The 14,561-nt window shown below is 65.0% G+C and carries 13 protein-coding genes and 1 tRNA gene; 3 read left to right on the forward strand and 11 right to left on the reverse strand.

Features of this window, described 5'->3' with window-relative positions:
* Positions 1-4: 4 nt before the first annotated feature.
* From J2X34_RS18430 to J2X34_RS18450, 5 genes are all read right to left on the reverse strand, one after another.
* Entirely contained in the window at positions 5-499 is a 495-nt protein-coding gene (locus tag J2X34_RS18430; protein WP_114723764.1) for a hypothetical protein, read from the reverse strand.
* On the reverse strand, positions 496-693 hold the full coding sequence (locus J2X34_RS18435; protein ID WP_114723763.1) for a hypothetical protein: 198 nt from the start codon (positions 691-693) through the stop codon (positions 496-498). Before J2X34_RS18435 ends, J2X34_RS18430 begins: the two co-directional genes overlap by 4 nt.
* 165 nt (positions 694-858) lie before the next feature.
* Positions 859-1,056, reverse strand: coding sequence for an antitoxin VbhA family protein (locus J2X34_RS18440; RefSeq protein WP_107986261.1), 198 nt, complete (start codon positions 1,054-1,056; stop codon positions 859-861).
* 163 nt (positions 1,057-1,219) lie between these two features.
* Positions 1,220-1,861, reverse strand: coding sequence for a Fic family protein (locus J2X34_RS18445; protein ID WP_429518978.1), 642 nt, complete (start codon positions 1,859-1,861; stop codon positions 1,220-1,222).
* 1,085 nt (positions 1,862-2,946) lie between these two features.
* A complete protein-coding gene (locus J2X34_RS18450; RefSeq protein WP_114723760.1) occupies positions 2,947-3,975 on the reverse strand; it encodes a trypsin-like serine protease in 1,029 nt (342 codons plus the stop codon).
* Positions 3,976-4,529: 554 nt separating this feature from the next.
* Here J2X34_RS18450 and J2X34_RS18455 point away from each other — a divergent pair.
* The 3 genes from J2X34_RS18455 (at position 4,530) to J2X34_RS18465 (ending at position 6,631) form a co-directional block, all read left to right on the forward strand.
* Entirely contained in the window at positions 4,530-4,868 is a 339-nt protein-coding gene (locus tag J2X34_RS18455; RefSeq protein ID WP_114723759.1) for a hypothetical protein, read from the forward strand.
* Between the two features lie 46 nt (positions 4,869-4,914).
* On the forward strand, positions 4,915-5,451 hold the full coding sequence (locus J2X34_RS18460; RefSeq protein WP_258558121.1) for a hypothetical protein: 537 nt from the start codon (positions 4,915-4,917) through the stop codon (positions 5,449-5,451).
* 499 nt (positions 5,452-5,950) lie between these two features.
* Positions 5,951-6,631 (forward strand): hypothetical protein, encoded by a 681-nt coding sequence (locus tag J2X34_RS18465; protein WP_429518981.1) that lies wholly within the window; start codon positions 5,951-5,953, stop codon positions 6,629-6,631.
* A 321-nt stretch (positions 6,632-6,952) separates the two neighbouring features.
* Here J2X34_RS18465 and J2X34_RS18470 read toward each other — a convergent pair whose 3' ends face one another.
* The 6 genes from J2X34_RS18470 to J2X34_RS18495 form a co-directional block, all read right to left on the reverse strand.
* Positions 6,953-8,659, reverse strand: coding sequence for a hypothetical protein (locus J2X34_RS18470; protein WP_429518983.1), 1,707 nt, complete (start codon positions 8,657-8,659; stop codon positions 6,953-6,955).
* Positions 8,660-8,835: 176 nt separating this feature from the next.
* Entirely contained in the window at positions 8,836-10,740 is a 1,905-nt protein-coding gene (locus J2X34_RS18475) for a hypothetical protein (RefSeq protein ID WP_429518984.1), read from the reverse strand.
* A 646-nt stretch (positions 10,741-11,386) separates the two neighbouring features.
* Positions 11,387-12,619 carry a tyrosine-type recombinase/integrase gene (locus J2X34_RS18480; RefSeq protein WP_429518986.1) on the reverse strand — a complete coding sequence of 411 codons (1,233 nt, stop codon included), beginning with the start codon at positions 12,617-12,619 and terminating at the stop codon, positions 11,387-11,389.
* Positions 12,620-12,704: 85 nt separating this feature from the next.
* A tRNA-Ser gene (locus J2X34_RS18485) sits at positions 12,705-12,792 on the reverse strand.
* 42 nt (positions 12,793-12,834) lie between these two features.
* On the reverse strand, positions 12,835-13,269 hold the full coding sequence (locus J2X34_RS18490) for a MarR family winged helix-turn-helix transcriptional regulator (protein WP_114723785.1): 435 nt from the start codon (positions 13,267-13,269) through the stop codon (positions 12,835-12,837).
* A 79-nt stretch (positions 13,270-13,348) separates the two neighbouring features.
* A complete protein-coding gene (locus J2X34_RS18495; RefSeq protein WP_429518988.1) occupies positions 13,349-14,530 on the reverse strand; it encodes an alpha-hydroxy-acid oxidizing protein in 1,182 nt (393 codons plus the stop codon).
* Positions 14,531-14,561 lie beyond the last annotated feature (31 nt).

Genomic DNA, 14,561 nt, shown 5'->3' on the forward strand with positions numbered 1-14,561 from the left:
CCATCTACGTCGACTCCCAGGTGGCGGCAACGATCACGTCGGCCGCCTGCTCGATCTCGGCGTCGGTGCCCGCGCAGCCGGTCAGCCACGCCACGATCGACACCGGCCGGCCGGCCACGACCAGGGACGGCTGCGGCTGCGTGAGCAGCGCCTGCACCGTCAGCGGGTGCAGATCGTCGTTCAGCAGCGGCAGGACCTTCTCCAGATGAGGGACCGCGCCGACGGCGATGAACTGGGCAGGCGGCAGCAGTCGGCCCTGGCCCGACGTAAACGCCCACAGGGTGCCGTCGGTCAGGCGCTGGCGGATGCAAGTGGTGGTGACACCGAGGCGCTGCGCCGCGTCGTCGACCGACAGGGAGCTGTGCACCAGGTCCTGCATGCGGATGTCCCGGTCCACGCGAGCCGCCGTGGCGGCCGCGGGGTCGGTGACGAAACCGGCCTCGGCCAGCAGCGTGGCGTCGTGTTCGGACAGCGCAGGCCCGGCAGACGGGTCTGTCACGCAAGCCTGCGGTTCAGTTCGGCGGACACCGTGGCGACCCTCTTCGCTACCTCCGCGACCTGCCGCTTCCTTGAGCTCGCAGCGGCGATGACGGCATCGTGCACGAACGTTTTCAGCGACACGTTTTCGCGTTCGGCAGCCTCCCGCAGTTCCCTGTGCTCTTCGTCGGTGAACGTGATGTTGAGTGATGGCACGGCGGTGGTCCTTTCTCATCAGTCCCTCGCCAGGATGCCTAGTCGTTCAGCGGCCCGGCAAGGGTGAAGCCGCATCGGCGGCGGGCTCCGGGGCTCGGATCGTTCAGTCGCCGAACTCGAAACCTTGGTCGCGCTGGCTGTTAGTGTTGCTGCGCGAGCATCGAGTCAGCTCAGAAGCTTCCGACGGAGTGCCGCCAGCTCTTCCTCTGCCGTGCTGGTGCCGTTCAACACGCGTCGCGCGGCAGCCTTGTTTGCTTCGGTGACGGTGCCACCCGCGAGACGAACACCCGCGGTGGCGAACTGGATCGCCTCTTCAACGCTGCAGGCAGGTGTCTGCTTCAGCACCTCGTGCGCGAGAGTCATGCTGGCGCCCTTCTCTGTGCGGTTCGGTCGATCGCATTCTCGATTTTACGTGGTTGTTGATCAAAGCGTCGGCAGTGAGACGATCAGCGTCGACCTCGGCGGACGGCGACGGTGAATACGACGTCGTAGCGGATCTGCCAGCTGTGACCTGCAGTCTCCAAGTTCAGCGCGGGAGCGCGGTGAGACCGTGTTTGCGCATCAGAGCCTTCGCCGCGTCGTGCTCGTCGTTGATGTACGCCCGGGCGAGCAGATCGTTGACGGTGTCAGCGAGCCGCGGATCGTTCTCGTCGACGGGAACGACCAGCATCTGGCCGTGGCCGATGAGCGGGCTGTTCGCGACGAACAACGCGGTGCGCTTGTTCCCATCCTCGAACGGCTGAGCCTTGGCGAGCTCCACGAACAGATCCAGTGCGTTCTCTATGACGTCATCGCAGGCCAGTGAGTCGATCAGCTGCTGGAGACCATCGTCGGTCAGCGCAGGAGGCATGTGCCGGCCGTAGCGGGTTCCGACGCCGATCTGCTGGTCGTCGGTGCGCAGCTGTCCCGGGTGCAGTGCGCCGCTGCGGGTGATCTGCGCGTTGATCGCGCGGACGTAGGGAGCATCGACCGGCTGATCGTGGTGGTCGATGACGAACTGAGCGACGTCCCGGAGGTCCTCGAGCAGCGCGAGGTCGGCGCGGGAGCAGATACCGGCCAGGCTTCCTGAGCGCAGGAAGTTCTCAGTGTCGAGGCGGCCGACAGCGAGACCGTCGAACACCTTGCCTGAGGTGTAGACGACGCCGGTCAGGTCGGCAACGATGATCATGGGCAACAGCGTGCTCCGTGCATGTGGTCGGAGGCCGGCCAGCGGCCATCCCCGAGAAATCACTGTAGGTTCTCATCCATCTTGTCGGCCACAGACGTCGGTAACCTGCGCATTCTCGCGCAAATGTCGCATCAGGATTCTTGCGTTCTTGTCGTGATCCTCGAATCGCCCGTAGCGAGCGGATCCGTGAGATCTGCAATCAACGGGCCGGGATACCCAAGGCGGGAAGCGCCTGTGTCAACCTAAACGGCCCGGGGTGACGGCTCGAGGTGTGACCGGACGGTGGCGCGAGTTCCAATCGGACGCAGTCAGGTGTGCAGGAAGACCTGCGCTCTTTCTGATGTGAGGCGCCCTGATCGTCGGTGGTGACCGCGGATCACCCAGCGTTGCTCGAACGCGACCTCCGCGAGGCGGTCTGCGAGGCGCCCTGATGCCCCACAGGTGCTCGAGCCTGCCGTTGATCGCCTTCCTCGGAGCGTTGGAAACCCCGACGTCGCAGTCATTGCGTGGTCCTGTCTCGAGTCGACCTGGCAGCTCTGATCGATCGGACTTCCATGAGTTCGCTACGGATAACCGCCAGCTGGTGGCTCAGCGCCTCCTGAGGCCCGGAGTCGGAGGGTTTCTGGTGCCCTTGATGTTTCTTCGGTATCGCTGCAGCCTCGTCCGCGGATGCGGCGCTGCGGTGACCGATCGGGTCGACACCACAGAATGTGGCGCCGACCCGACAGGCTGTGCGCTAAATCAACCCATGGAGCCGAACAGTAAGTACCCAGAGCCGAACAGCAGTCGTGCTACAGCGAGGTCCATCTCGGTGATCGGTCGCAGAGGGCAGGGGCGGGAGCCAGTTGAGGCGCCGCCTTCAGCGTCCTTCAGACACTGAGCGATCTCTTGCTCGGTGAAGGTCCGGTTAAACCGAATGGCGTCCGAGATGGTCTCGGCGGAACCCGTCTGGAAGAGGCTACTGCCGCTTGCGGGAAGGCTCCCGCCGCCGGTGGAGTCTTGAGCATGGGCAACGGCCGGGGCTGCGGCCAGGAATAGCCCCGCGGTCAGGATTACGGATCGAGTCAAAGTGAGTCGCATGGTGGTCAGCTTCCTATGTAGCCGATATTCGGGGCATATCCAGCGTTTCGGAAGGGCAAGTTTGCGCCCACCCCGCCGGTGAATGCACGGGCAATCTCACCGAGGTTGGATTGGGATTGCGTCGCCATAATATTCTGAATCCACGGAATATACGGGGTGAGGTTGGTCATCATTGACCAATTTGTGCAATTGTAAATCGTGTTCTGGGACACAACAACTCCCTGGCCGGTATGGACACCGAACATCGATCCGCCGGAGAAATAGGCGCCACCGGAATCGCCCTTGCAAGTGGGGTAATCGGTGGCAGTGAACGACGAGAGGTCATTGAACACTGAGCCGTCGACGAACGTAATAGAGGGGATGTGGTACTCGTAGTCGAGTGTCGACGAAGAGGAGAAGTTCTGCGGGGTGTTGGTGTTGTTGATCCCGGAGTACCCGACGAGTTTGAGGGTGTCGGAGATGGTCGGTGTGCGGGTTGACAAGCTGAATGGTGTCGCACTGATGCCGGACCCGACCTTGATCAGTGCCAAGTCCACGTTCGGCTGGTTAATGCGGTAGATGTTCTCGATCCCGGCGAACTGCCCGTCGGACTGCTGAATGAATCCTGGCGCCCAAGGGGCGGTTCTGACACAGTGATCGGCGGTGAGCCAGAACTTTCCACCGATGTAGTTCGCGGTGCACGAGCGGTAGGAGTAGGCGACCGCGGTGAAATAGAGTGCTCCGACGCCGTCGTGACGCGTCTCGACAGGGTTGGTGCTGCGAGCGGAAACCTGGCCGGCCCCGCCACTGTCCGGCGACGCAACCGTCGGCGCCGTCTGAACCGTCTGCTGGTATTGCTGTTCTTGCTGAAGGTAGGCCTGGAAATCGGGATCGAGTTCCAGCTCGCTCTGGCTCAGAACCGGGGCGGGATCGTCTAGTGCCTCAGGGATTTGCACAACCATGGCGTTGGGAGTGTCGGTTTCGGCGTTCGCCGGCAGCGTCGGGACCAACACAAGGCTGACCGCCCCTGCCGCAGCCGCGGCGATCTTTAACATTCGTCTCACTGCATCATCTCCAGACTCATGAAGTTCTTTCGTGCACTGGCAGATATTGGCTGGACTTACTACAAGTAACGATTCGATCGATCAACGAAGCTGGAAGGCGATTCCCGATCGGGAAGGGCCCAGGTGAGCACGCCGCAGGTCAGCGCTCCGAGGTACAGTACCGACTCAACGGTCTGCTGTGGCTGAAAGGGATAAATAGGAAGCCGCTCGAGCGCACGCGGCAGTGCAACACCAAAGACTCGCCCGATTCGTCACGCTGGGTTGGGGCTTCTACGTGACTTGTCTCATCGACCTCCGACTCGGGGCGACCGCGGAACCATGTGGCAAGGAACCGGAGCGTTCTTCTCCGGTTTCGCAGCAGCCTTGTTACTTGGCCCGGCCGCGTCGTCGACGGCACGACCCGCGCTCTTTCGTCCCGCGTGGCTGCTGCGTGGTTGGGGCCATACCCACACAACAGGTGGACAACCAGGGAAAACTCTGGACGAGCCCCGTAGAATGGGCGAATCGACGCTGCGCCGGCGGCCTGAGCATGAGAGGAGTGCGAGATGACCGTCGTGAACATGAAGGTCACCCGCCAGAAGCTCATGCAGAGCGCGGTGTTGACCAAGATCGACCGGGAGCATCTGTCTGTCGACACGGACAAGGTGCGCCGGAATCTCGACACGATCCGCCAGCATGTCTCTCGCGGCCCGCTGATGACCAGTTACATGGACCGGTGGGAGCAGATCGTCCGCGACAACGACATCAAGTCCTTCCGGAACATCGTGGACTCGGACGACGAGACGGCCAAGGAGATGCGGAACCTCTCGCCGTTGTCGGTGCTGCTGGACGAGGACGAGCGCCTGCAGGTGCTCGACGATCTGCGTGACCTGCTGAAGCGGTGAACCGGGAAGAACTCGGGCGGGCGATCAAGGGGCCGCGTGCGCGAACTTGGACGAGTCGCCGGTCGTCGTCTTGGGCTCCCAGTCGATCCTCGGCAGTTACGACACCGCTGAGCTGCCCGAGGCCGCGTTCCAGTCCCGCGAGGTCGACATCCTGCCGCTGAGCGGCATCACCAATCCGCCGGCGGTCGAGGAGAAGCTCCTCATGCTGGATGCGCGCCTGGGGGAGAACTCCCCGTTCCACGAGCACCACGGGTTCTATGTCGAGGGGATCCACAAGGACGTCGTCGTGCTGCCGAAGCATTGGGACAGCAGGTTGGTGCACTTCACCGTCGCGGACGGCTCGTCCGAGCTGTACGGGCGGACTGGGCTGTGTCTGGATCCGGTCGACCTGTGCGTGTCGAAGTGCATCGCCGGCCGTCCGAAGGATCATGAGTTCGTCGCGGCGCTCGTCCAGGACGACATCGTCACGGTCCCGGAGACCCTCGAGCCGATCGACAAGTACGGCATCGAGTGGCCTCCGACGTACGACTCCGGAAATGACGCCGGGACCCCGTTTCCAGATCCGCCCCCTCTTCACTCCTGATTTCTGCGCGGTTACCGATGAGAATTTCAGTTCCCGCAGCATCTCCGGCAAAAGGCCACCTCAGCGCGTATGTCGTCGAGTGCCGGGTAGATTGACCGGCCAACTGGCTACTTGACGAGCTTGAGTAGGCGGCCAGGGCGCCGAACTGGTCTGATTCGCCGGAGTCGCTAAGGTAGGCCCGCCAATCTGCGCTGCAGAATCGAACGGTATCGGTCGACATGAGTAGATTGCCCGGCAGGACGGCTACTTTGACGGGTTTCCCGACCTGCTCAGGTCTATTCAGCACCACCTTGCCCCGGTGGCGCACATCGCGGTTCCCGGCGAACGAGTTCCGCCGCCACCTCTTGGACGCCGACCTCGAGCCGATACCCACGCGATGAACATGAACAGTCGCCAACACTTGCTCAGGGTGCGGTTCACCCGCCGCATCGCAGTCCCGCGCCACCGCCCAGCTCGCCACCGAATCGATCGCTGTCTAACTACCAGGAAGGATGAAGCAATGAACAGTCACCCTGCCTCCCCCTCAGTCGATGAGGAGCTGACCCGGCTCGTCGGCCTGCTCTCCGAGCTGTCCCGCATCGAACTCGGAGGGACCGACAACGCCTGTCACCGGGTCGGCGCGGCCGTCCTCCTTCGCCTCGCCGACCGCGACGGTAACCACCAGCCCGCCGCGCTCGGCCGCGTCGCGCTCGAAGCCCTCGTCGGGGCACTTGGCGGCGACCCTGACGCGAGTATGACCTCCGCACCGGTTCGAACTGAACCGGTGCCACTGCTAGAGCCGGAGACGCCCCGGCCGCTGGAGCCGGTGGTCGAGGAGCCGACCGGGCCTCCGCCGAACCGCATCTCGCCGATGCCCGACGGCAGCACCCGGGTCTACGTCGGGTCTGCAGCCAGGTTCGCAGACAGTGATCGGGCCTGGTCTGCGCAGCGCCGCGACCAGGTCGAGCTGTTCCACTGGCGGGTGAACTGGTCCTACTCGCCGCAACTCCTCGCGGAGATGAAGGAACTCATCCCGGCCACCGGCCGAGCCTGGACTGGCACTGCGTGGGCGATCACCAATGGCCGCGTGACCACGCTCCTCGATCACCTCGTTAGCGTCGGGTGCACCCTCACCACCGACGACCCGGCAGTACTCGACTCGCCGCTGACCCGCGGCTACTTCGAGGACGGGGTGCCGTGACCAACGTGCACCTGCAGATCGACCGCGTCACCGTCGACGGCGAGGAAATCGCCCGCATCACCGCAACTTCCGTCCAGACGTACGACCCCAGACCGGAGGGCATCCGCACCGTGAGCACGGCGCCCCTAACAGGGAAGCGTGTCCCCGTCGCTGCTCCTTCGGGATCAGCCCTTCACTGAGGTTGTGTCGATGCTACCGCCGACAGCACCGGGATCGGGCGCAAGTCTCCGCGTTGTCAAGCATCGACCGGGCCGCTATCGACACGTTCGGCCAGCAGGCCGCCGCGTTCACGGTGACGGCGCTGCCGCCGTGTCGTCGAGTTCAGGAACCGACGGTGATGCCTGGTGCGACGGAGTGGTCGATCTTCGCTGGAGCCTGGCTTGTGACTGATGCTCCGTCTGAGATCACCGCAGCCAGGTTGTCGATGTGCTCGCGGTCGGCGTCGGCCGGGAACATCCACTGGACGTCGCGACGGTCCGTCGTTATGCCGATGGTTGGGCGCACGCCCCCACCGTGATTCGAGAGTGGGCGTACATACCTAACCTCGTCCAGCGGATAGATCGAGCCGAGTTCGCCGTGCTGCAGAAGGGTTCTCGGAGTGGCGGTGACGATCCGGCGGTCAGTTACTGCCACGAAGGTGCTCGAAGTGAGCTTCTCGATCACTGCGCCGGCCTTGCCTGGACCGAGTGCGTCCCAGGTGGCGTCAACTCGTTTGGCGAGGAGCGCTGGTATGACTCCAGTGAGGTTGTGAGCTCCAGTCTCGTAGGGGAACGCGACGCTGCGAAGCGTCTCGCCGTCCTCAAGGAACCACCGAAGGACATGAAGGTACGGCTCGAGATCAAGGCCGTCGGGCGCGCACAGAGTTTCTGGTACAACAGGCATCTCGGCTGCCGGATGGAGCGTGTTGGCCAGTGGTTCGATGGCTTCGAGTAGCTGCTCGCACGTCAGTCGGGACGCCTTCGCGTCCTTACGCTTCTTCGTGAGCGGAACCGTAGCTCGGCCGGGGAGTTCGGCGATGATCCGCAACTCACGCACGAGTGATTCCGTGAGCAGCCTGATCTCGTGGAGTGACTCTTCGATCTCGGCGGGTAGTTTCCGCACGATCCGGTCGAAGAGTTGCGCCTCGCTCTCGTTGTCGGCGCTTCGGGTTCGGGCGAGTGCAGCTCGAATCGCCTGGTACTCAGCGTGTGTCTTCAGCGAACTGAGCAGCGCATGAGTGTCGAAAACGATCGCCTCGGCGCTGGATTCGAGGTACTGGCGGCGCGCGCGCCCATCCAGTTTCCCTAGCTCCTGAACGTGTCCGGCTACGTTCTTTCGGTAGAGCTTCAACTCTTTGCGGATCATGGGGCCGCTAGGGGCGATGGGCTCCCAGACAGAGTCCGTGATGGTGTCAAGTTCGCGCGCCTCCTTGATCGCCTCATCGACGGCCTCCGCGAGTCCTTCAAGTTCGGCCCACTGCTCGTTCCGGATGGTCTTGAGTACCTGTGTGGTGAGCGCGATGTTGGTGCGGACGAGACCCGAAATCTCACCGAGCTGCATCTGGAGCGCGATCATGGCCACGGCCGGGCCGATCGCTGCGGCGGCCGCGGCGGCCGTCATCGAAGCCGGAATGAAGCGTGCCTGCCCGACCAGCTGGCCATCCTTGAATATCGCTCCGAGCAGTGCGCCGTCTTTTCCGGCCATCTGCCCGCCGCTCTTGAGCAGGGACAGCGTCGCATCGTTGACCCGGTAGAGGCCCTGCGCACTTGCTACAGCCTCCGCAACGTTTCCAACGATCGCGCCCACGTTGCCGATCGCGCCCAGAACAGTCGAGAGCTGTGTCCGGTCGAATGACGGCACCAGATCAAGGCCGATGAGTTCAAGGCCTTCGGGGACTTCACCGAACACCACTGCGACACCGGGTGTCACCTCGACGAGGGTCATCGATGGTGCGACCTCCAGAGCATCCGAGCTGTTCTGCCCCTCTTCATCAGGCCGCATGTCAACGCCGTCGTCTTCGCTGGCAACCTCTTCAGGCGCGCCGTCCATGCGTGCTCTCCTTCTCGTCGGCGAACGCGGTTTCGACTTCGTTCGACACCCCTAGCGCAAGTTCGCGGTTCAAGATGTTGACCATCGCAGCACTCTAGCTTTGTCGCCCCCACCTAAGTGGCGGTGCGTGGACCGGTGTCCAGCGCGATTCTCCACGCGCCCTGAAGCAGCAGCGCTCAGCTCGCCCCCGCGATGATCGCCGCGCCGAGCGTGTCGCTGAGCAGATCGAGCGCTTCGAGGTGCGGGTCTGCCGGCGGCGGGCCGGCGGCTATCGTCGCCGCCCACATCAGTTCGCTGTCGCGTGCGTCGACCGCAAGCGCCGCCGGGACAGTCAGCGTGAAATCGCGCTGATCTGCATCGTTGCGATCAGGCGGCGGCGGTCCGAACCGGTTCTCGAGCCACGCATGCCAGAGCAGACGCTCGGCGCGGTGCCTCAGAATACGTTCGGCCGCGACCATGCCGAGCCCTGCAGCGTCGGCCACATCATCCAGTGACCGTGCTCCGGGACCCACAGTGCCCTTCTGCCGGGTGATCAGACCGGCAACCATCAGATCCGTCAGGATCGCGTAGCCGGCCGACTGGCCGACCCTGGCGGCCGCGAACGCCGCGTCCACGGTGCTCACCTGACCGCTGTGGATGAGGTGGTAGATGGTCCGGCCGCGCAACCCCAGCACGCTCCAGGCCTGGTGAACAGGCTCGACGCGGGCCCGCTCGATCGCGGCGCTGTCAGGCGCTGCAGCTGCAGGCGTGGTCAGGGCGTACCGGTCGGGGAGCTGACCTGCACCGCGGGCGACACGCAGCACCGGTGACCCCGGAGTGTCTCGGAGCAGTCGCAGCGCCGCCCACACCGTGGACTCGGACATAAGGCCTGCTGCGTGCGACAGACTGCGGCCTCCGATGGCCACCACCGGAGCACCCTCGACGAGCTCTCCAGCCAGCGCAGCCGAGTAGGCCAGTGCCTGGACTACTGCCAGCAGAATCGGGCGCTGCCTGGAACCGACGAACTCACTGTTGATCCAGGTCTCCGCGGACGCCAGCCAGCGGCGGCGGATCGGATCGTTGCCGAACGAACTGTAAGAACCATCCCCCCCTGTGTGCATGTTCTTGTGCGTGAGATCGCGGAATTGGTCACTGACCTTCGCGGCCCAGGTCAGGGCTGCGTCCACGTCCCCACGCAGAGCTTTGACGATCTGGCTCGAGGTACGACGATCACGCCGGGCGTAGCTCTTCCGCAGACCGGCGTAGTCGTCGTCCGGCAGGGCAGCCAGGATGTCGGCGGCACTGGCACCCCGGAGCACAAGGCTGCTGATCACCGACTGTCGAGCCTCGGACGGCGACGGCCAGCGGTCAGCGTCGCGCGGGCCGCCCCGGGCGAAGGCTGCCACCTTGGCCGGCATGGGGGTGGTGTGGCAGTAGGCGGGGTGCAGGCGGCGCTCGTCGCCGGAGCCGACGAGTCGTTCTTCGCAGGTCAGCGCAGCCTGCACAGCCGCGACTGCGGTGCGATGACGAGACTGCCGTGTACTCGCGCCACCGAGCAGGTCGACCAGGCTGGCGACGACCCCGCGGTCGGATCGCAGGGTGAAGGCCTCGACCGCAGCCGCGAGGGGGCCGTCGAGGCGCCGGTGGCCGCCTTCGCGGCACAACGACCCGGGGACGCTGATACAGCCGTGCGAGCTGCCGAGCATCGGGGACTTGTCGAAGGTCGGCAGGCGCTCCTCGAGCGCATCCAGCAGTTCGCGGAGGTCCTCGACTCGCAGTGGCGTGTCGGTGGGCAGCGGTACGAGCACGTGCCGGCCGCCGCTAGTGGATCGGTCGGTGACTGCGCGGCCGCCGCACTCGCGCAGCCACGTCAGGACCCGCTCAACATCCGCATCGACCTGGGCGGCACCGTGGCGCTTCGCATCGAAGTCGAGTGCGAGCAGCACGGTGCGGCCGTGCCGGTTGTAGAGGGGGACCGCGGCAGGGAACTTCGGTAGGTGTGCCCTCAGCTTGTCTGAGGTGGCGAATTTGCCCTTGGCACCGGGCTCGGACAGGCGCATGGAGCGCCGCGCGGCCATCAGTGGGGCGAGGGTTTGCCACACATTTCCGGGTGTGGACTCGCCGCCATCGGCAAACCTTTGAGATGCGTCAGGGTACGAGGTACCCTGAGATCTGTCTGGCAAGACAGTCCCTTCGGGGTAGGAACGCCGCTGATTCGAGCCGGTAACTCGAATCAACAACTTCGAAGAACCCCCAGCCTCACGCTGGGGGTTCTTCTATTTCTCAGCTGTGCGGTGAAGTTGCAGAGGACACCTGACTAGTTCCGCAGATTTCTCCAAAATCACTGGCGGACACGAAGATTCGCCATTTTGTTCCTGGCCCCACGCGCGCGGCGCCCGGAATCAGCCCCCGGACCAGATATCGGTGCAGCGAGCGCAGTGGAATTCCAGTCGATTCGGCAAACTCACGCGCACTCAAGAACCGTGGCAAATTGGGTGAAATCCCGCATGTGCCAACCTCGCCGTCTACGCCTTCCATAAGGCCGACCGTAGAGGGCGAAGAGCCGAGAGGCAAGGCCGGAGATCCTACGAATGTTGGCTACTAAGAACATGTTTCGCGCTTCAGTTACTCCGTACGGAACTTGTCGACAAACTCGGGGCCACCCTTCTCGCAGGTCACTACCACCACCAAGCACCAACTCCGATTCTTGCGAAATACTCCCAGCGCAGAAGTCGTGGAGAGGACCCACTACCCCAGTAGGGCCGCCAGTGCGTCCACTTCCGACGCGTCGGTGTGGGCGTAGGTCCGCAGCACGAGCGTCCCCCCGTCTGCGTGACCGAGCCACGCCGCAACCGCGGACGGTGTCGCTCCCGCGGCGATCAGCCGTGACGCCGCGGTATGGCGAGCGGCGTGGAGTCTGCGGTGGGGGACCCCGGCGTACCGCAGCGCCTCCTTCCACCAGTCGTCCAGAGTCCGCGGCGCCACTGGCCGCCCGTCCCAGTGCGTGAGCACGTGGAGATCTCGGGCCCCGACCCATGCCTCACCAGCTCGCTTCCTGGCGATCTGCTGTCGTTCCTGCGTGCCCCGCAGAACGGCCAGCACCGAGGCTGGAAGTTTCAGTGATCGCCGCGCGCGGGTCGTCTTGCCGTTCCCCTGATCGATCGTGCGGCCTGTCACGCGCACTCGGGTCCGCACGGCCACCGTGATGCGGCCGGCATCCAAATCCATTGCGCTCCAACGCATCCCCGCCAGCTCACCGCGCCGCAGCCCGATCAACGCAAGGTGCACCATCGGCGCATGAACCACGGCCATGTACTGGGGTGACCGTGGCCCGCCGACCAGGGGCAGATCCACCCTGGAGTGCATCTTCACCAACCGCGCAACCTCGTCCTCACCGAGTCGGTCGGACAAGTCCAGGGCGCCATCGTAGGCGTCGGTGTCGTCCTTCTTGCGTAGCGGCTTGATGTACTGGATTGAATTGTCGCTAAGCACCTTCCGCCGCTCCAGGTCTTTCCAGACGGCCTTGGTGCGCGCGAGCATTGGATTGATCGAGGTTCGTTTCCACTTCCGCCCGCCTGGCCCGGTACCAGCGGCCAGGTCCTGCACGAGTTGCTCCACCTCGCTGTCGCCGATCGTCCGCACATCGCGACTATCGAACCGGTCGACCAGTGGCGCCAGCGCCGCCGTGTAGGCCGCGAGCGTGGTCGGGTTGATCCGCTGCGCCGCGAGCCAACGCTCGACCGCCTCAGCCACCGTGACGACCCCCGCCTCGTCGGCCGCAGCCTGAGTGGCTTCCTTCTTGAGCGTGTCCTGCAACTCGTCGAGGAACTCCCCCGCCGCCTTCGAGGTCTCGAATCTTCTGTGCAGCTGACGTCTCGCGCCGTCTGGGCCGGCCACCCGCACCCGGACCTGGTACCGGATGTCCCCGCTCGGCAGCTCGACTTTCTCAACGCCATTTCGCAACGCCTGCTCGGATACCAACGATGGCGTGTCATGGCTGTGTCACATCGGAACGTTGTTGGATCTTCCGACGTCAGGGGCGGTTTCTCAAAACCGCCCCTGACCTTGGCGGAAGCGGAGGGATTTGAACCCCCGGTCGCTCTCGCGACGCTCGCTTTCAAGGCGAGTGCATTCGGCCGCTCTGCCACGCTTCCGTGGCAGATCCTAACCGCATGCGCGGCGGGGGGTGAAACCGATCAGCTGGCGGCGCGGTCGCCGATGGCCTCGTCGACCCGTTCGAAGACGTCGGCGAGCATCCGCATCTCCGACTTGCTGAGCAGATTGATCAGGTAGTGGCGGACCCCGGAGAGGTGGGTGGGAGCGGCCTCGCCGAGCCGTCGCCGGCCCTCGTCGGTGATGACGGCGAGCACGCCGCGACCGTCCTCGACGCACTGGCTGCGCTCCACCATGCCCTCGGCCTCCATGCGGCGGATCTGATGTGTCAGGCGACTGCGCGACGACAGCACGCCGTCCGCGAGGTCGCTCATCCGCAGCGATCCGTCCGGGGACTCCGACAGCATCACCAAGATCCGGTACTCGGCTAAAGACATGTCGTGCCCTGTCTCCAACTCTCGGTTGAGTACGTCCATCAGTCGTTGACTGCCGTCTATGAAACCGCGCCACGCGCGCATCTCGTCGGCACCGAGCCACGCCACCCCGGCACCCGTGGTTACTCGAGCATCTGCTGTCACGAATGCATAGTAGTGCTACCTATCGTCCGACAGCGCGAAGCACGCTCGAATCGACTTCGGCGACGCTGGACAAACCGGCCAACCCCATTGTGACGTCCAAATCCGCCAACAGTATTCGCAGCGCGTGCCGGACACCGTCGGCGCCCGCCAGGCCGAGACCGTAGGCCCACGGCCGCCCGTAGAGCACCGCGTCGGCACCGAGCGCCAGCGCGATCAACACATCTGCGCCGCAACGGATTCCTGAGTCGAGCAGGACGGTGGCCCGATCCCCCACCGCCGCGGCGACGGGGCCGAGCGCGTCCAGCGCGGCGATGGCACCGTCCACCTGCCGGCCGCCGTGGTTGCTCACGACCACCCCGTCGGCGCCCTCGTCCACCACGGCACGCGCATCATCCTCGTGGACAATGCCTTTCACCAAAACGGGGAGACCGGTCCACTCGTTTATCTTCGCGATGTCCGACGGGCGCAGCGCGTGGTTGCCGAACAGCGACACCCACGTGAGCACCGCGATCTGCATCGCCTCCGGGCTCTCCTCCGGCGGGGTCGCCAGCCGCGAGCGGAAGACCGGATCCGACAGGTAGTTCGCGATGCCCTGCGCCCGCAGGAACGGTAGGTGACCGAGTTCCAGATCCCTTGGCCGCCAGCCCATTCCCGGGGTGTCGACGGTTACGACGATCGCCTTGGCGCCGGCCTTGGCGGCCCGCTGCACCAACGACTGCGCCAGCTCGTCGTCGGCTGGCCAGTACAGCTGGTACCACCAGTTGTCGCCCGAGACGGCGCCCACGTCCTCGATAGTGGACGACGCCGCCGTCGACAGCACCGAGCCGATCCCGAGTTCGGCGGTCACCTCGCCGACGATCGCCTCACCCCGCTCACGAACCAGACCGAGCACCCCGATCGGGGCGGTAAGCACCGGTGCCGCGAGCCGGGTGCCGAGGATGTCGACGCTCAGGTCCCGCGCGTCGGGTGACCCGGTCCCGCGCAGCATCCGCGGCACCAGCGCGCGGCGGGTGAACGCGTCCAGGTTCGCCGCGGCGGTGCGCTCGGTGGACGCGCTGCCCGCGATGTACGCGTAGGCCTCGGTGCTCAGTTCCTCGAGGGCCCGCGCCTCGAGTCCGGCGGCGGTCATCGGCAACTCGGGGCGGGCGCCGCCGATGCCGGTCAGGTAGATCTCGTTCTGCATGTTGCCGAAGAAGGTCATCCGGTGACGCTAGCGCGGTCCGACTAGCGTC

Origin of the sequence: Rhodococcus sp. BE178 (assembly GCF_050433545.1) — a bacterium.
Classification (GTDB): Bacteria; Actinomycetota; Actinomycetes; order Mycobacteriales; family Mycobacteriaceae; genus Prescottella.

Coding starts and splice junctions, on each gene's coding strand:
- J2X34_RS18440 (WP_107986261.1), bottom strand. CDS start 1,056: ATGACTCTCGCGCACGAGGTGCTGAAGCAGACACCTGCCTGCAGCGTT.
- J2X34_RS18445 (WP_429518978.1), bottom strand. CDS start 1,861: ATGATCATCGTTGCCGACCTGACCGGCGTCGTCTACACCTCAGGCAAG.
- J2X34_RS18450 (WP_114723760.1), bottom strand. CDS start 3,975: ATGTTAAAGATCGCCGCGGCTGCGGCAGGGGCGGTCAGCCTTGTGTTG.
- J2X34_RS18455 (WP_114723759.1), top strand. CDS start 4,530: ATGACCGTCGTGAACATGAAGGTCACCCGCCAGAAGCTCATGCAGAGC.
- J2X34_RS18465 (WP_429518981.1), top strand. CDS start 5,951: ATGAACAGTCACCCTGCCTCCCCCTCAGTCGATGAGGAGCTGACCCGG.
- J2X34_RS18470 (WP_429518983.1), bottom strand. CDS start 8,659: ATGGACGGCGCGCCTGAAGAGGTTGCCAGCGAAGACGACGGCGTTGAC.
- J2X34_RS18490 (WP_114723785.1), bottom strand. CDS start 13,269: ATGCGCGCGTGGCGCGGTTTCATAGACGGCAGTCAACGACTGATGGAC.
- J2X34_RS18495 (WP_429518988.1), bottom strand. CDS start 14,530: ATGACCTTCTTCGGCAACATGCAGAACGAGATCTACCTGACCGGCATC.